Source organism: Simkania sp., assembly GCF_965215465.1.
GTDB lineage: Bacteria > Chlamydiota > Chlamydiia > Chlamydiales > Simkaniaceae > Simkania.
This window is the reverse complement of the sequence record NZ_OZ244056.1, coordinates 967,255-982,562: the sequence shown is the minus strand read 5'-3', so window position 1 is coordinate 982,562 and position 15,308 is coordinate 967,255. Positions and strand designations below refer to the sequence as shown.

18 protein-coding genes and 1 pseudogene are annotated in these 15,308 nt (G+C 42.7%); 14 read left to right on the top strand and 5 right to left on the bottom strand.

Features of this window, described 5'->3' with window-relative positions:
* Nucleotides 1-18 precede the first annotated feature (18 nt).
* Both ACOOFG_RS04505 and ACOOFG_RS04500 read right to left on the bottom strand, forming a co-directional pair.
* Nucleotides 19-1,045: pseudogene (locus tag ACOOFG_RS04505) on the bottom strand (virulence RhuM family protein).
* Between the two features lie 118 nt (nt 1,046-1,163).
* Nucleotides 1,164-2,270 (bottom strand): alpha/beta hydrolase family protein, encoded by a 1,107-nt coding sequence (locus ACOOFG_RS04500; protein WP_420422448.1) that lies wholly within the window; start codon nt 2,268-2,270, stop codon nt 1,164-1,166.
* Nucleotides 2,271-2,450: 180 nt separating this feature from the next.
* Here ACOOFG_RS04500 and ACOOFG_RS04495 point away from each other — a divergent pair, with 180 nt between their 5' ends.
* The 3 genes from ACOOFG_RS04495 (at nt 2,451) to ACOOFG_RS04485 (ending at nt 4,501) form a co-directional block, all read left to right on the top strand.
* Nucleotides 2,451-3,539 carry an aminotransferase class V-fold PLP-dependent enzyme gene (locus tag ACOOFG_RS04495; RefSeq protein WP_420422447.1) on the top strand — a complete coding sequence of 363 codons (1,089 nt, stop codon included), beginning with the start codon at nt 2,451-2,453 and terminating at the stop codon, nt 3,537-3,539.
* Nucleotides 3,540-3,713: 174 nt separating this feature from the next.
* A complete protein-coding gene (locus tag ACOOFG_RS04490) occupies nt 3,714-4,133 on the top strand; it encodes an EVE domain-containing protein (RefSeq protein ID WP_420422446.1) in 420 nt (139 codons plus the stop codon).
* Complete coding sequence (locus ACOOFG_RS04485; protein ID WP_420422445.1) at nt 4,121-4,501, top strand: DUF2493 domain-containing protein; 381 nt, start codon at nt 4,121-4,123, stop codon at nt 4,499-4,501. Before ACOOFG_RS04490 ends, ACOOFG_RS04485 begins: the two co-directional genes overlap by 13 nt.
* Here the strand turns inward: ACOOFG_RS04485 and ACOOFG_RS04480 are convergent.
* A complete protein-coding gene (locus ACOOFG_RS04480; protein ID WP_420422444.1) occupies nt 4,484-5,584 on the bottom strand; it encodes a hypothetical protein in 1,101 nt (366 codons plus the stop codon). The genes ACOOFG_RS04485 and ACOOFG_RS04480 overlap by 18 nt on opposite strands.
* 82 nt (nt 5,585-5,666) lie before the next feature.
* On the opposite strand from ACOOFG_RS04480, the gene ACOOFG_RS04475 reads away from it, so the two are divergent.
* The 9 genes from ACOOFG_RS04475 to ACOOFG_RS04435 are packed head-to-tail and all read left to right on the top strand — an operon-like array spanning nt 5,667 to nt 11,010.
* Nucleotides 5,667-7,577, top strand: coding sequence for a hypothetical protein (locus tag ACOOFG_RS04475; RefSeq protein ID WP_420422443.1), 1,911 nt, complete (start codon nt 5,667-5,669; stop codon nt 7,575-7,577).
* A gap of 12 nt (nt 7,578-7,589) precedes the next feature.
* On the top strand, nt 7,590-8,009 hold the full coding sequence (locus tag ACOOFG_RS04470; RefSeq protein ID WP_420422442.1) for a hypothetical protein: 420 nt from the start codon (nt 7,590-7,592) through the stop codon (nt 8,007-8,009).
* 50 nt (nt 8,010-8,059) lie between these two features.
* Complete coding sequence (locus ACOOFG_RS04465) at nt 8,060-8,398, top strand: hypothetical protein (RefSeq protein WP_420422441.1); 339 nt, start codon at nt 8,060-8,062, stop codon at nt 8,396-8,398.
* Between the two features lie 45 nt (nt 8,399-8,443).
* Nucleotides 8,444-8,644: a hypothetical protein gene (locus ACOOFG_RS04460; protein WP_420422440.1), complete on the top strand. Its 201-nt coding sequence runs from the start codon at nt 8,444-8,446 to the stop codon at nt 8,642-8,644.
* Complete coding sequence (locus ACOOFG_RS04455; protein WP_420422439.1) at nt 8,608-8,886, top strand: hypothetical protein; 279 nt, start codon at nt 8,608-8,610, stop codon at nt 8,884-8,886. Before ACOOFG_RS04460 ends, ACOOFG_RS04455 begins: the two co-directional genes overlap by 37 nt.
* A 2-nt stretch (nt 8,887-8,888) precedes the next feature.
* The gene (locus ACOOFG_RS04450; protein WP_420422438.1) at nt 8,889-9,626 is read left to right on the top strand and encodes an SDR family NAD(P)-dependent oxidoreductase; all 738 of its coding nucleotides are present in this window, start codon (nt 8,889-8,891) and stop codon (nt 9,624-9,626) included.
* Nucleotides 9,623-10,072: an NUDIX hydrolase gene (locus tag ACOOFG_RS04445; RefSeq protein ID WP_420422437.1), complete on the top strand. Its 450-nt coding sequence runs from the start codon at nt 9,623-9,625 to the stop codon at nt 10,070-10,072. Before ACOOFG_RS04450 ends, ACOOFG_RS04445 begins: the two co-directional genes overlap by 4 nt.
* Complete coding sequence (locus tag ACOOFG_RS04440) at nt 10,069-10,299, top strand: hypothetical protein (protein WP_420422436.1); 231 nt, start codon at nt 10,069-10,071, stop codon at nt 10,297-10,299. Before ACOOFG_RS04445 ends, ACOOFG_RS04440 begins: the two co-directional genes overlap by 4 nt.
* Before the next feature lie 57 nt (nt 10,300-10,356).
* Nucleotides 10,357-11,010 (top strand): alpha/beta fold hydrolase, encoded by a 654-nt coding sequence (locus ACOOFG_RS04435; RefSeq protein ID WP_420422435.1) that lies wholly within the window; start codon nt 10,357-10,359, stop codon nt 11,008-11,010.
* On the opposite strand, the gene ACOOFG_RS04430 is transcribed toward ACOOFG_RS04435, so the two are convergent.
* Nucleotides 10,982-12,496, bottom strand: coding sequence for an MFS transporter (locus ACOOFG_RS04430; protein WP_420422434.1), 1,515 nt, complete (start codon nt 12,494-12,496; stop codon nt 10,982-10,984). The genes ACOOFG_RS04435 and ACOOFG_RS04430 overlap by 29 nt on opposite strands.
* A 56-nt stretch (nt 12,497-12,552) precedes the next feature.
* Entirely contained in the window at nt 12,553-13,050 is a 498-nt protein-coding gene (locus tag ACOOFG_RS04425; RefSeq protein WP_420422433.1) for a hypothetical protein, read from the bottom strand.
* A gap of 168 nt (nt 13,051-13,218) precedes the next feature.
* Between ACOOFG_RS04425 and ACOOFG_RS04420 the strand changes: the two genes are divergently transcribed.
* Nucleotides 13,219-13,881, top strand: coding sequence for a hypothetical protein (locus ACOOFG_RS04420; protein ID WP_420422432.1), 663 nt, complete (start codon nt 13,219-13,221; stop codon nt 13,879-13,881).
* A 36-nt stretch (nt 13,882-13,917) separates the two neighbouring features.
* Entirely contained in the window at nt 13,918-15,303 is a 1,386-nt protein-coding gene (locus tag ACOOFG_RS04415) for a dihydrolipoyl dehydrogenase (RefSeq protein ID WP_420422431.1), read from the top strand.
* The last annotated feature ends 5 nt before the right edge of the window (nt 15,304-15,308 follow it).

Here is a 15,308-nt window from a genome sequence, read left to right as displayed (position 1 = left end):
AACTAACCCTATGGGGTTTTAAGAATTATTCTCTATTGATTCAATCTCTTTCACTGCATTTAAAAAATGCTTCTCAATGAGAGAGATATTGTCTCCCTTCAATTGTTTTTGATACTTTTGATATTACTCACGGGCATTATCAATAGCTATCTGATGACTGACTTTGCCTGCATGTAAAAGAGTATCTCTAGGCGTCGCTACTTTCAAAAAATCATCGAGTTTAGCAATCCAGCCTTTCATATACATGGGGCTTCTGTTTAAGGCTTGAAGTTCAGCAAAGTCTAAGTACATAGAAACAAGACGATTTAAAATACCGAGCTCTTCTTCGTTTAAGTAGTTTTTGGCAATCTCCGTATCTGATCGGTTGATATTTTTCCCAGACCAAGAAGTGAGCCCCATATGTTCTTTACTGCAATCAGCCCTTTTATAGATAATTTCAGCAGCCGTGTGACCATGAGCTGCCCAATGCATCTTGCTTTGCACAATTCGAAAAAAGTCCTTAGAAGTTTCAGTATTAGGGTCGTAGTCAATGCTTGTCGCATAGATATCTAAGACTTTTCTCCAAAAAACTTTTTCAGAGGATCTAATATCTCTAACACGAGCAAGAAGCTCATCAAAATAGTTCCCCCCCACCAAGACTCTTGAGTCTTTCATCATCTAAAGCAAACCCTTTGATTAGAAACTCTTTTAGCCTTGCTGTTGCCCAAATGCGAAATTGGGTGCCCCTATGAGACTTAACGCGATAACCTACTGAGATAATGACATCGAGGTTGTAGTGCAGTGTTTCATAGTTTTTTCCGTCCGCTGCAGTTGTCCGGAATTTCCGGATAACTGCTTTTTCTGATAACTCTCCATCTTTAAAGATATTTTGGATATGCTCAGAAACCGTTCTTTTGTCCTTACTAAATAGTTCGGCCATCTGTGCTTGCGTAAGCCATACCGTCTCATCAATAAGTTGAACCTCAACTTGGGTCTTTCCGTCTTCGGTTTGATAAAGAATAAGTGAACTGTTAGCAGAAGAATTGTCCATAGGCTTATCTCTCATAAAGATGAACCTTAAATTCTATAGACACTTCTTTTTTCTTTCACGATTTTCCGTAATTGTTGGGGAAAAAGGAGGATATTTTGAATTGTCTAATGAGAGGAACGTCTTTCTACTTTATTCAGAGAAAAGTTGTGGTTTCCAAAATCCAATCTGACAGTGTTTCTAAAACTACAGGTGCAATCGTTTGTTCAATTTTTCCATACTCCAAAATAGATCCAGATTCACATGATTGAAAAAAATGGTTCAGTTTTGGAAATTCAATAACTCTATAATTTTGGTTCCCAGCCTCTTCTAGAATTTTGCCAATGAGAGTAAGGTTTTGTTTTGGAGTAACTTGACAATCGAGCTGCCCATTGATCGCCAAAACAGGAATCTTAAGATGTTTTAATGAAGTTTTCGGATCGTAAGTCAAAAAATAACGGAACCATTGTGAATTGCAACGTCTAATTTGGGATTCCATGTCATGATAAATTGCTTGTTGCTCCTCATCTGGTAGATCGGCTAGCTGTTTTGAGACAATTTCTCGTATGAGTTTCTCAGCATTTTCAAGATCAGGTTCATTGATGATGACAGACAACACCTGCTTTTGAAAATCAAGTTGATGACTTATCTGCTCTTCAGTCACTCCCATACTACGAGAAATCAGAGCTTCTTGCGTATAAACAAGAGTTTCACCAGTTACAGCTTGTGCTGCCATTAACACAATAAAAGCTACATCATCCGACTTAACCGCTACCATTGGAGCAATCAGCCCCCCTTCACTATGACCAATCAAACCTATCTGCTTTGCATCAATTTCCTTCCGAGTCTTCAAATACTCAACGCCGGCCAGTACGTCAGCAGCAAAATCTTCGCTAGTCGAATCATCGTAATTTCCCGTAGATTCCCTAATCCCACGCTTATCTACGCGTAATACAGCAATCCCATGTTTTGTAAGATGGTCGGCTAGAACCAAAAAAGGCTTATGCCCAAATACTGTTTCATCACGATCAACTCGACCAGAGCCAGCGATGAGTAAAACTGCAGTAGATGGTTTTTCTGATCTGGGAAGAGTTAAAGTACCTGCCAAGGTGACGTCTGCAGCCGAGTTACGGTATTTAACTTCTTCTTCTGCATATATAGGAACGCCTTTTGGCTCCTGAGGACGGCAATTCACAGAAATCGCTTCATGTGATTCATTGGCAGCAGCTAACAAGCCGAATGCAGTAAGTAATTGCTTAATCATGTGACCCTCGCTTGATTTTCTAACCTATCCTGAATGATAAAAGATAGCGCGAGCTATATTACAGATTAAACATAATTGTTCAACGAAAACTCCCTACTCCTCTCTGCTGGTCGTTGCTCTTCTGCTTATTTTTCACTTTTAGGCAATCTCCTTTCAGCTTATTCTTAGTATATGGATCTTATGGCAATTCGAAAGCAGTTTCCCATCTTGAAAAAGGGGGTCTTTCTCAACCATGCAGCTACTTGCCCCATCTCCTACGCTACCATTGAGAAAATGAAAGCCTACTGCCAAGAAATGGCAGAACCTTTTGCTAAGCACTCCTTGAGCTTGGTCAAGCTCATTCAAGAAACGCGACAACTTTTAGCAGAGCTTTTAGGCTGTCAAGCAGAGACACTTGCACTGACTCCCAACACTTCAACTGCATTAAGCCTCGTCGCAAATAGCCTCAATTTTAAACCAGGAGAGCGGGTCCTGATTCCTCGCGATGAGTTTCCTTCCAACCGCTACGTTTGGGAAAACCTTGAAAGCAAAGGAATCGGCTGCAGCTTCTTTGACTTGCCGCATGACCGCCCACTGACCGAAGTCTTGGCAGAGCAAGACCTGTCGAATGTACGCTTGATTTCGGTCAGTCTTGTCAGCTATCTCACAGGAAAAAAAATCGATCTTGAAGCTTTCGGAGACTTTTGTAAAAAAAGGCAGATCTTCAGCTGCATCGATGGGATTCAAGGAGTTGGCACATTCTCCCTTAAGTTGGAATCGAGCAATATCGACTTTTTTGCAGGCGGTGGACAAAAATGGCTGCTTGGCCCTCTTGGCTGCGGTTATCTCTACATCCGGAAAGAACTCATTAAGCAACTGCACGTTCCTCTTGTTGGCTGGACAAGTGTGAAAGACCCAGGAAACTTTGAAACGAAAAAGCTCGATTTTGCAGAAGGGGCAGCTCGTTTTGAACCAGGCCTGCCCAACATTATCTCAATTGCAGGACTCAATGCCTCCCTAAATGAGCTGAAACAAATCGGCTGGGACTTCATCTTCGATCGCATCCAATCGCATACCTCTTATCTCCTCGAGCACCTTCCTACTCTCATTTCAACCCAAAGAGATTTGGGCGCCCTTGTTACAGTCAAACAGCCCCATGATTCGAACTTGCAACACGCTTTGGAAGAAAGCCAAATCACCGTCACGATCAGAGGAGGATTGATTCGAATTGCGCCTCACTTCTATAATTCTCAGGAAGAAATCAAACAGCTTGTAGATATATTAACCTGAGTTCTGGTTTTATTTTGCTTATTTCCAGAGGAGAGTTCTCTTAAATTCTCAGCATTTTTGGCGAAGGGAAGGGCCAAATGGTCCTTTTCGAGGCAAAAAGGCTGGGAAGAAAGAGAAAAATCCCTGAGAATAAGTGAAAGAAACCCAGAACTCAGGTTATAAAGGAGGTAATGCATGCACTATTGGCTTGGAGTCGTCTCAAAAGAACATGTGCAAAAAGGAGTGCAAGGGAGTTTTGCACAAGTTTGCCATGGAAAAAAGGGACCTTTGATGAAAATGGGCGCCGGTGATGGATTCGTCTATTACTCCCCACGCATTTCCCTCTTTGGGAAAGATCCCTGCAAATGCTTCACCGCAATTGGAACGATCAAGTCAGGTCATGTTTATCAAGTCGAAATGACTCCAGATTTTCATCCTTATCGCATCGACATCGACTACCTTCCCTCTCAAGACGTGCCCATCAGTGATTTGATGAATGACTTAGAGCTGACGCAGCATAAAAGCTGGGGCATGCAACTGCGCCGCGGTCTTGTGGAAATCAGTCCGGAAGATTTTTCTACGATTTCCAAGGCGATGCAAAAATGTTTAAATTAATCGTTGCTGGAAGTCGCACCTTCAATCAATACCCTATCTTAAAAAAGAAACTCGACTTCTTTCTAATGCACCGATTGCCAAAAGTCGAAATTGTTTCAGGAAAAGCTCGTGGAGCTGACCGACTTGGTGAAGAGTACGCAAAAGAAAGAAACTTAATTCTCAAAGAATTCCCAGCCGATTGGAATATGTACGGAAAGCAAGCAGGCCTGATAAGAAATGCTCAAATGGCAAATTACGCTCACGGTCTTGTAGCCTTTTGGGATGGAACATCTTCCGGAACCCAAGATATGATCTGCAAAATGAAGGCACAAAAAAAGCCGATTCGTATCGTGCGGTTTACCTTACCGGGTTTAAGTAGCGAAGCTTGACCTCTTCCTCGTATTCGACCTCTTCAACAGGTCCTGTAACGACATAAGGCTTATTGTCCCAAAAGCTATCTGTATAAGAAATGGTGTTTCCGTTGATGTTGAATATTTTAAGTAGTACAGATCAAGCTCTCCCATTTTCTTCATCAAAGTCCGCTTTTTGTTGCGTTTAAACGTCTTATTCTTCCAGTCCGCTACGATTTCGTAATCTTTTTCAAAAACAAACATGAAGTGGTAGCCTTTCACGGGACGACATTGATAATAATATGAAGGAACAATGTGCACCCCATTCTTGGTTCTCCCCAAGTAACTGTACTCGCAAGTCTGCCCGTATTTGGCTGTCAATCCATTGCCCAAAAAATCGTAGGCTGGAGCTTTTTGAGCCTGCTCCAAATCACAAGCTATCATGACTGAGCCTCCCGTTCGCATACTTGAAGAAAAATCATCTATCAAACGAGGATTAATATAGGGTGCTCGATCAAAGTGGAGAGGTAATCGTCCTTTGATCAGCTCGGGTTTTGATGGAGGCGTTAAATCTAAATCGTATGTCTCATAAAGAATCTCGAGCTTATTTCCATCAAAGGCGATCTCCTTTTCATGGATATAGCCAGGAAGAGGAATGCATCCCACCTTTTTGAGAAGCACTTGGTCCGAGTAAAAGGTAAACTCCTCTCTTGTATCTCCATCTAAAGAGACCCCTTCTCCTTTCAACACCTCTAGAAAAAGAAGAACATGGTGCCAGCTGTCGCGATCCAAGGCTAACAACAGGTGAACCCCTTCCTCTGTTTTACCCAAATAGTCTGAGCTCATGGCATACCCTGCTATCCACTGATCATCACAATCCGTTAAATTGAGTGAAACATTTTCAGGCCGACAGAGTTCTTTAATGATCCACTGATAGACGATGAATGACTTTTTTTGCCCATCAACTTCGGTTTCAAAGACCCAGTCAGCATCCTCATGCCCAGAAGCGTCTAGAAGAGCAATTGGCAACGGAGATTCTTCTAAAGCGACTTTTTCCCGAAATTTAAAAAGAACCATTGCAATCAGGCAAATAGAAACGAAAACAAACAAAAGCTTTCTCATAATAAACTGATTGTTCAAATTGCTTTTTACTTGCTCAATAGTTACATAATCTTTAAAATTTCACCATAAAAAAGGAGTGATCATGTCTGTTCAATTACATACAACAGCGCTTATTCCTCAATGGTTTTCATCTCTCCACTCTCAATTCTCATGGCAAGTTCCAATTGGTATTTCTTCACTAGCTGAAGGTGCCTTCTATAGCTACATTCAAGGAGTTGAGCAAGATAGTCCAGATAAAAAAATCGCCGCTTTCTGTATCGCTCATTTTCACGAAATTCAATTTGCTTTTAATGTCATTAACGCTGGAGCCGTTGCTGTTTTCGCTCACGAATTTTTTGAGGCTTCGTTTATTTCCTGTATAGGAACGGTTGGTTTAGCAGAGCTCGCTCTTTTTGATATCCTTAAGAAACGTCAATCTAACCCCATTGATGGCACTGAAAATAGCCAAGTTTCCATGCAAGAAGTTATAACGGATCAACAGACACATGCCAAAGTATTTCACCTGACAAAGATAGCTCTTAGTATTCTCGCAATAGTTTATGGAAAAGTCACAACTTCCACGTACTTTTGCTTAGCAGGAACTGCTTATAGCTTCACGAAAAATCACCACTTAAAATGGGCAGAGTTTTCTTGTCGTTTCCCTCGAGAGTTTAGTGATGTAAAATACACTTTTTTAAAACTCTCTCCTTCCCTTAAACTTAGAGACCAATCTTGCACAATCTGCAGCAAAAATTCTCCTGAATTAGATCTTGCTTTTTGTCCCAACCATGCCTTCCACTCTGATTGTATCACCAAGCATCTCGCTTCAAATCTTCCGGAAATACGAGTAAAAGAAACTTTCTTAGTTCCTAGAATCAACCCCAACCACTGGCTTGGAGGCGGCAACATCACAGTGACGCGCAATGCAAACAGAATTCCTCTTTGCAATTACCCGACTTGCCCTGCTTGCGATGAAATCCCCAACCATAGCACTCTTGAAAGTCACACCATTGAGATCGAAAAACCTCTCGTTGAGTCAATAGAAATTTACAAGCGATTCCTCTTTCCCTCCTACCAAGTTATTAAAATAGGATTAGCCCTATTGCAAACCTATCCTGAACTCGCTCCTACCATTTTCAAAATACAACAAGTCCTGCTCATTCCAGACGTCTTAAGTTTTCTATCGACTTGCTATCCCTTAATGGAAGGGTCAAGAAAAAAGTTCGCTATACAACAAAATGACGCATTAGTTTTAACAGCCTTGGTTATTGGAGTTTGCTTTTTAGCCTCCTATTTCTACATAAGGATGGTAAATGAAGGTTTGACTCCCTCAACCGACCTAAAATCTCTTGTTTCCCAATTACCAGATGCAGCAGGAAAACTAGAACTTAGTTGGAGCTCTTTTGGAATCCATACCTTCATGAGTTGCCTCACATTAACCCATTTGATTGCTATCATTGCCCAGATCTTTTTCTCTGAAAAACAACAGCTTTCTGTAGGTAGTACTTCAGCGCAGATATTAAACTTAGCCCTGAGTCTCATCGCTCTTTTAAATATCCGATGGATCGCATTTTCTTACTTTCTTGATAAACCCTTACAATATGCACTTGATAACGGCGGCTCAATTGGAAGCTCTATATCTCCAAACGACCTGACCTCTTTGACTTATAAAGGAGTCATGATGATTCCATCCTCATGTAGCAATCAGCTTCCTCATTTAGAATCCGTCGTCCGCTCTATTCAAGAGTTTTGCCAAAATTACTTTAAGCAGGCCTTTTGGAAAAATGCCTATTGGATGGTCACTTACCAAAATGGAGTTGAAATTGGGAGAACTCTCTACTACGACGTCCTTGTCAAAAATCTCTCTGCACTTCAATGTGATTGCTCTTTACCAATAAATATTGCATCTCAAACAATGACAGCAATGGACAATATTCTGGGATTTGCAAAGGTTAAAGTCCTTTCGCCATCAATTGAAACTCTATCGAATTTTCCAATCTTCGATTGGCTTTAGTAAAGGAGTTATATGTTTCAGCGTGATTATGTGATGCGAATCATTCAGCAGTTTGTCCAAGCCCTTCTAACTGTAACCAACTTAAGAAGAGACAAAAAGTACAACGACGCTGAGGTTAAACTTGCAACTGCCAGCCGCTTCTATCTAAAGCTTGAACCCGAGCTCTTGTTAATGGGAGGTGCGCAGTGGTTGCTCGATCACTTCACCGGTGTCAATGGTTTTCTTGAAGCCGAGCGTTGTCTGATGGCTGCGGATCTCTTATACGAACAAAGCTGCATTCTCCGAGCAAAAGGAGCACCTGATCTCCAAATGGAAAAGCGGTGTCTCCTCCTCTATGAAGCTTCATTGCCTCAATGCAAAGAGCTCCAAACAGAGGAAAGGCTCAAGAAAATAAGTGATTTAAAACAATTTTTATCGCTGAATTCTAATTGAGTTTTATTTCCTACCACAGATATAATTCCCCCAAAAAAATGGAGGAATCTATGACTACACCCATGGGTCAAAAAGCTATTTCAGGAATTTATATCGGAGGGCTCGTCTCTATAGCCCCGCCTGCTCTTGCTCTTCTAACGACAGGTGGCAATTTTGTAAAAGCTATTATTGTTGGGCTATTCGTAAGCAAAGTAACCAATGGCCAATGGAATTCTGCATTCAATATTCTCATCACCTCGCCTCGTCTTTGGCAGCTCTTGCTCTATACTGTTCCAATCGGAAGCGCAATCAGTGCAATTTCTGCAGTAGGATTTTATTTTGCTGAAGGAAGATGCCCGAATTATCAAGATCTTTTTGGAAGAACTTCTTATGAAACCTCTGAAGCCTAAATTCTGTTAGAGAAAAACATAGGTTTCATGCTTTAATTGCCCGAAATGACAAGTGAAGTAGAAACAGTCGAAATTTCCCCAAAAAAGGTTTGGACAGTTGGACAAATCGGAGCCATGGCCTTTTGGGGTGGCCCCTTTGCTGGTGCCTTTTTGATGAGCAAAAACTACAAGGTTTTTGAAAATCAGACTGCCGCAAAAAAAGCCCTCCTTTGGGTGCTCTTTTCACCACACTTCTCTTTCTCGTGATCGGCTTAATCCCTGAATCTTCTATCGAAAAAATTCCAAGAGTGGTGATCCCCGTCTCTTACATGGTCGTCATGATGGAAATCGCCAGAAAAACTCAAAAGCCCTTGATCGAAGACCACCGTAAAACTGGGAAAAGACAGTCTCACTGGAAAGTTTTTGGGCTCATTTTCCCTTTCATGGCTCTAGCTCTTGCTTGGGGTTATACAACGCTTTTTCTTCTCCGATTATTAACTTGGGGTTAAATATGAACCAAAAAGTTGCCATGATTACTGGTGGCACTAGAGGCATTGGCTTTGGAATTGCAAAGGCATTCCTAAAAGAGGGGTATCGAGTTGTCTTAAATTACCGCTCTGACGAGCAAACAGCTCAAGCCGCACAGGAGGAATTGGGCACAAATGCCTTTTGCGTTCAAGCCGATATCACGAAAAAAGAGCAACGCTCAGAGCTGATTGAAAAGGTAGAAGAAAAGTGGGGACGCATGGATGTCCTCGTCAATAATGCTGCCATTATCCGTATGGGACGCTCAACCGATGTCACAGAAGAAGATTTTGATGCGGTCATGCAGTGTAACCTCTATGCCCCTATTTTCTTATCGCAGCTATTTGTAAATTGGCTCATTGAAAATAAAGCTCCAGGATCTATCATCAATATCTTATCGATAGGCGCACATGGAGCTGGAAACATCAGTTACTGCACCTCAAAAGCAGCCTTACTCTTAGCCACAAAGTGTATGGCACGCGAACTTGCAAAGCATCAAATTCGAGTCAATAGCATCAGTCCTCATGGAGTCGCAACCAAGCTCAATCAAGAAAATCGAAAAAATAATCCAGAAGCTTGGGAAAAGCTCATTGAAAAAATCCCCATGAGAAGAGAAGCAACGACGGAGGAAGTCGCAGGTGCTGCAGTTTACCTGGCATCTGATACTGCTTCTTTCACAACAGGGATCGATATTCCCGTAGATGGAGGTTATTTAACGAGATGAAGACCAATCAAACATCACGCGCAACTGCTGCAGTCAGCGTTTACTTAGTCCTAAGAAAAGGAGAGGAAGTTCTTTTACTTCTCCGCCAAAACACAGGCTTCATGGATGATCATTATGGGTTAGTTTCAGGACATGTGGAAGCAAATGAGCCTGCAACAGAAGGGATGATCCGAGAAGCCTATGAAGAAGCAGGAATCCGCTTGCAACCTGAGAGTTTACGGGTTGCTCATATCATGCACCGTCAATCTGGACGGCTGAATGTCGACATCTTCTTCGAATGCTCAAGTTGGGAAGGAGAGATTCAAAATCGCGAGCCTCACAAATGCAGCGAACTCAAGTTTTTCCCGCTTCACTCCCCTCCTAAAAATCTCATTGGTTACGTGCATGATGCGCTTAAAGCTATCGAAAAAAAGTCATTTTATTCTGAATCTGGGTGGAATATATGAAAAAACTTCTTTCGATTTTTCTATCTCTATTGATGCTTCCTCTTTTTGCAGGAGGCCAAATTGCCAAAACATCAGGGATCGACATCTGGTACGAAACATTTGGTGAACCTACAGATCCTGCGATGCTTTTGATTATGGGAGGGTGTTGTCAGGGAACTTTATGGCCAGAAGAGTTCTGTGAACAACTTGCCGATGAAGGTTTCTACGTCATCCTCTACGACCACTGAGACACGGGGGCTTCAACTTGTTTCGATTTTGAAAAAGATCCCTACACTTTAGAAGATATGGCTGATGATGCTCTCGACCTCCTCGATTTTATGAAGATTGAAAAAGCGCATCTTTTTGGACTTTCACTCGGCGGTCCAGTCGCAGGGTTGGTAACAAAGAAACAGCCTGAAAAAATCTTAAGCGTTGCTCTCATCGCAACTTCTCCAGATTTCCGTCCCCTCAACTTAGCATTGGAAAAAAAGCCTATTAAAGAAGGGCTTCTTTCAAGCCCGACTCAAAAGTATTTGGACTTCATGGCTATCTTTCTAGAAAATCCCCCAGAAACAGATGAGGAAATGTTAGAAGCCCGTGTTGAAACGTGGGGTTTTTTAGCCAGCTCTCATCTTCCGTTTAATGAAAAACGGGAAAGAGAGCTTCAAGCAGAGTTTTTAAAGCGAATGCGCCATCCTGAAGGATTAGCCAACCACATCAAAGCCAATATGCTTTCTGAAGAGCTCATACGCAAAGCGTTTTGCCATCTTGAAGCTCCCGTGGTGATCTTTCATGGAACGGTTGATCCGATATTTCCAGTCGATCATGGGCAGGCTCTAGCAGATGAGATTCGAGATTCAAAGCTTCTGCTGATTCCCAATATGGGACATGGGATTCATGAAACTCTCTATCCTCTCTACATAGAGGAAATCAAGTCTTCTTCCTCAAGAGACAAATAATGGAGACCAAGCAAACAAGCGAGACAGCTGTTGCAAGCATCATACCTGCATGAAATCCATGTAGAAAAGACGATTTAAAGGCTGTGACGATTTTGTGCTGCACGATCGGAGCTTGATGACTTAAATAGGCGTAAAGCTTATCGGGCGCTGAGAGAAGCGACTTCACCTTTTCGCTAACTGCTGGAGGAATATTGAGTCGATGCTGGCTTGCAAGTGCCTGGAAATGGCTTCTTTCTGCCATGTTAAAAATCGTTCCAGCAATGGCGATCCCAATTGATCCTCCTGTTTCTTGGATGGTCGTGATCGCTCCTGAAGCCACCCCTGTTTGGCTGCGTGGTAAAGCTGAAATCCCTAGAGATGTCCCTGGAGACCAAAGAATTCCCTCACCTGCTCCAAAAATTGCCAGCAAAAGACAGACCCAAAAAAGAGAAATAGATGGCTGGATCAAAGCAAATGACAAAGCAGCTATTACAACAAGCAAGAATCCACCAGGAATAAGCCACCTTTTATCAATCCGGTCTCCTGCAGACCCAGAAAACCGAGAGATCACTGTGAAGGGAATGCCTGCAGAAAGGAGCACAAGCCCAGAAACCCATGGCGTTTCATTGCGAAAATTTTGCAGGTAGAGAGGCAGAAGAAAAAACGTTGTCCAAAACATGAAACAACCGCAAAAAATGGTCAAAGCCCCTGCAGTAAACTGGCGGTTTTTAAAAAAGGAAAACTGGATGAGGGGCAAATCGGTTTTCCTTTCGACAAAATAATAAACAACAAACAAGACTACTGCAGCCCCAAAACAGCCAAGAATTATTGGGCTACTCCACCCTCGCATTGGAGCTTCGATGATCGCAAAAATAAGCGATCCTAAAGCTAAAATGAAAATGCAAATTCCCTTGATATCGAGATGAGGAGGATGCTCTTCATTACGCGATTCGCTCACAACAGCTCGAACAATGACAAAGCTTGCTAAAGCAATCGGAATATTGATGTAAAAAATCCAATTCCAAGAAAGAAGCGAAACAATAATTCCCCCAAGAACCGGACCAAATACAAGCCCGACACCTGCAAGAGTCGCCCAAACCCCCATTGCCTTTCCATGTTCATTTTCTGGAAAAGCGTGGGTAAGTAGCGCTTGTGAAGTGGGCATTAACATGGCAAACCCGACTCCCTGAAAAGCGCGCGCGATAATGAGCGCGGAAGCAGTTGTTGATAGAGCTGCACCCAAGCAAGCAAGAGCAAAAATCAAAAGCCCGATATTGAAGATCCGCCGTCGTCCAAATACATCGCCGAGTCGCCCCATGGTCACGAGAAGAGCGGTCATGAAAAGACCAAAAGAGTTCATGATCCATTGAAGGCTACTAATCGAAGCTCCGATGTCATGTTGAATTGCGGGCAAGGCATTCTGGACTATGGACCAATCTAGTGCACCAACCAAAACCCCTAAACCGATCCCTAAACATGACCAAAACCGACTTGATGATTCTTTCATCTCTCTCCTATGGTATCTTTACTTCTCCATAGTGAGAAAAGAGATTTTGTACAAGATTAATCCGTGCAGCGCTCTTCAGCGATTTTTAGATAGGCATAAAGCGCAACATCCCACTTTTGATCTGCAAGCGATTCGATCATGAGCTTGTGATAATTGGGATTTTCGGGAAGAGAGCCCTTGAGGGCTTTTTCCATGAGAGCTGTCTTTTCTTGAAGCTCTTTTCGATGGAGTGCGTACGGCAATCTGTAATCTTCATCTGCCGAGCACTTGAGAAGACGTCCTAGTTCAGACACGGCTGTCTGGAGGTCTTCAGGAGAGGCATCCTCTTGAAAGGACGCGATAAATTTTTCCGCGAGATTTTGAATGACAGGATCTTGTGAACTCTCATAGCTTGAGATCTGCTTTTGTTCTTTCACGCTACCAAGCGCATTGAAAACATCTTGTGCAAAGAGACAGAGCTCATGCCCCTGCTTCTCTTCGGGAGTCGTATCAGCAAACATGGGAGCACTTAACAAGGCTCCAGAAAGAAATACAGCTTTAAAAAATCCTTTCATCACTACCTACTCAAAGAATATCTATAGCGAATTATACCCGATTGACCAAAAATCATAAACTGAAAAAAGAGGGCCTCGGGAGGATTCAAAAAAAAATTTTGTTGTGTTTTAAAAATTCCTTAACATAAACTTCTTATGAAATTCTTGAGCCGTTAAGGAGTTTTTAAGATGTCTAGCGAAATGAAAGTTAAAGCAGTAGATGGTGTCACTGGAAGTTCAGCCACTGAGCCCCCCAAATTTTCCATTGCGCAAGGTTTTACAGATCTAAAAAGCCTACTTCATCCAGAACAAAGCTACGATTACACTTATTTTGGGGGAGGTAAGATTCGACTAAGTTCTTCGGAATTTTCGGCCGATGTCATGGAAGGAATGCTTTATTTTTGTAATTGGCTACCTCATGATTCCTACACAGAACATCTTACGACTTTTTCCACAAGCACCGAGAACCTGCAAGCTGCTGCAACAGCTTGCGCACAGATCGCTACGAGCACGCCTGAGGTCACAGTAGCCGAATTTGCAACGGCTGTCAGAAAAACGCTTAGAGATGCCAAAAATACTCTTTATACACGACATGAGGCAATCCCCCCTAAAGTATATGGGCAACTCCTGGCATGTTTGGTTTTTGTGAAAACACTCCCAGAGCTCCCTGAAAACATGTCAAAATCTGCAGACACCCTTTTAGGTCATATGAGAAACATTGGTGTCACCAAAAATACAGACGCTATTTATTACCATGTTCGAGATGATCTCAGCACTCACTTTCAGAAAGACGGGAGTTGGACCAAAACAGGCAATGCGCTTTTCGGTTGGGCGATTGGATATCGAGTCTAACTTGCCAGAATAGAAGTAGGTTCGTAAGATGAAATTATGAAACACTATGATGTACTAGTAATTGGGTCTGGCGGTGGAACAAAGCTTGTTCGCCCTGTTGCAAAATTAGGCAAGAAAGTTGCCATCATTGAAAAAGGACCTCTTGGAGGAACATGTCTTAACCGGGGTTGTATCCCTTCAAAAATGCTCATTCATACAGCACAACTCTCTTCTCTCATCCAAGACTGTCAGCGGTTTGAAATCTACGTCCACGGTGGATATACAGTCGACTTCTCCCACTTAGTCGCTCGAGTTTGCAAGACAATTGATAACGAGTCAGCAAGTATTGCTCCCTATTACGACGACGACCCGAATATTGATTATTACCGCGAAGAAGCCTCTTTTGTCGATGAAATGACTTTGCAGGTCGGAAATGAAACAGTTTCGGCTGATAAGATTTTTATCGCTGTAGGAGCTAGGGCTGCAGTGCCTAAGATCCCCGGACTAGAGGGAACGCCTTACATGACCTACAAAGAAGCTCTGCGCCATCGCGAGCAACCTCAAAAACTGATTGTGATTGGCGGGGGCTACATCGCAACTGAGCTCGGTTACTTCTATGCAGCACTTGGAACCGAAACAGAGTTTTTGGTGCGGAGCAAATTCCTTCGCAACGAAGATGACGATGTCCGAGAAGCCTTTCAAGAAGCTTTTGCCAAGCAAGTGACCTTGCGTATCAAGTGCGATTTTCAAGAAGTCAAGTACGACAAAGGAACTTTCTCTGTACGCTACCTCGATGGCAACGGGCAAGAGCAAGTTGCCGAAGGAGACGCCCTCTTAGTTGCCACGGGCATCAGTCCTTGGACCGATTCACTCAACTTGTCGGCAACGAAAATCAAGTGTAACGAAAAGGGATTTGTTGTTGTCGATGACCACTTGCGAACAACACAAAAAAACGTGTGGGCTCTTGGCGATTGTGTTGGTAATTACCTGTTTCGTCATTCGGCAAATTTTGAGGGAGAGTATTTATTTCGCACCTTATTTGAAAGCCCATCTGATGAGCCGATTCACTACAAGGCCGTGCCACACGCTGTGTTCATCCACCCCGAAATTGCTGGAGTTGGAAAAACAGAGAAAGAATTGCAAAAAGAAAGTATCGATTACATCGTGGGGAAAAATTCCTACGAGGATAGTGCTCGAGGTATGGCGCTCATGCCTGAAACAGGATTCGCCAAGCTCCTCTTTGACAAAAACTCTCTCAAGCTCTTGGGAGCACAAATCATCGGGGAAGAAGCTTCAAATATGATTCACATGTTGATTGCCTTCATTCAAATGGATGCAACTTTGCACGACCTTCTTGACATGATTTACATCCATCCCGCCCTTCCAGAAATCGTCCGCAATGCAGCCCGCAAAGCCTTAGACATCCACAAAGGCCAAGCATAATCCAT

What these genes read in the sequence shown, in the direction of transcription:
- ACOOFG_RS04485 (WP_420422445.1), top strand. Translation starts at nt 4,121, where the DNA reads ATGTTTAAATTAATCGTTGCTGGAAGTCGCACCTTCAATCAATACCCT.
- ACOOFG_RS04470 (WP_420422442.1), top strand. Translation starts at nt 7,590, where the DNA reads ATGTTTCAGCGTGATTATGTGATGCGAATCATTCAGCAGTTTGTCCAA.
- ACOOFG_RS04465 (WP_420422441.1), top strand. Translation starts at nt 8,060, where the DNA reads ATGACTACACCCATGGGTCAAAAAGCTATTTCAGGAATTTATATCGGA.
- ACOOFG_RS04475 (WP_420422443.1), top strand. Translation starts at nt 5,667, where the DNA reads ATGTCTGTTCAATTACATACAACAGCGCTTATTCCTCAATGGTTTTCA.
- ACOOFG_RS04440 (WP_420422436.1), top strand. Translation starts at nt 10,069, where the DNA reads ATGAAAAAACTTCTTTCGATTTTTCTATCTCTATTGATGCTTCCTCTT.
- ACOOFG_RS04490 (WP_420422446.1), top strand. Translation starts at nt 3,714, where the DNA reads ATGCACTATTGGCTTGGAGTCGTCTCAAAAGAACATGTGCAAAAAGGA.
- ACOOFG_RS04480 (WP_420422444.1), bottom strand. Translation starts at nt 5,584, where the DNA reads ATGAGAAAGCTTTTGTTTGTTTTCGTTTCTATTTGCCTGATTGCAATG.
- ACOOFG_RS04425 (WP_420422433.1), bottom strand. Translation starts at nt 13,050, where the DNA reads ATGAAAGGATTTTTTAAAGCTGTATTTCTTTCTGGAGCCTTGTTAAGT.
- ACOOFG_RS04460 (WP_420422440.1), top strand. Translation starts at nt 8,444, where the DNA reads ATGACAAGTGAAGTAGAAACAGTCGAAATTTCCCCAAAAAAGGTTTGG.
- ACOOFG_RS04450 (WP_420422438.1), top strand. Translation starts at nt 8,889, where the DNA reads ATGAACCAAAAAGTTGCCATGATTACTGGTGGCACTAGAGGCATTGGC.
- ACOOFG_RS04495 (WP_420422447.1), top strand. Translation starts at nt 2,451, where the DNA reads ATGGCAATTCGAAAGCAGTTTCCCATCTTGAAAAAGGGGGTCTTTCTC.
- ACOOFG_RS04415 (WP_420422431.1), top strand. Translation starts at nt 13,918, where the DNA reads ATGAAACACTATGATGTACTAGTAATTGGGTCTGGCGGTGGAACAAAG.
- ACOOFG_RS04420 (WP_420422432.1), top strand. Translation starts at nt 13,219, where the DNA reads ATGTCTAGCGAAATGAAAGTTAAAGCAGTAGATGGTGTCACTGGAAGT.
- ACOOFG_RS04500 (WP_420422448.1), bottom strand. Translation starts at nt 2,270, where the DNA reads ATGATTAAGCAATTACTTACTGCATTCGGCTTGTTAGCTGCTGCCAAT.
- ACOOFG_RS04430 (WP_420422434.1), bottom strand. Translation starts at nt 12,496, where the DNA reads ATGAAAGAATCATCAAGTCGGTTTTGGTCATGTTTAGGGATCGGTTTA.
- ACOOFG_RS04435 (WP_420422435.1), top strand. Translation starts at nt 10,357, where the DNA reads ATGGCTGATGATGCTCTCGACCTCCTCGATTTTATGAAGATTGAAAAA.
- ACOOFG_RS04445 (WP_420422437.1), top strand. Translation starts at nt 9,623, where the DNA reads ATGAAGACCAATCAAACATCACGCGCAACTGCTGCAGTCAGCGTTTAC.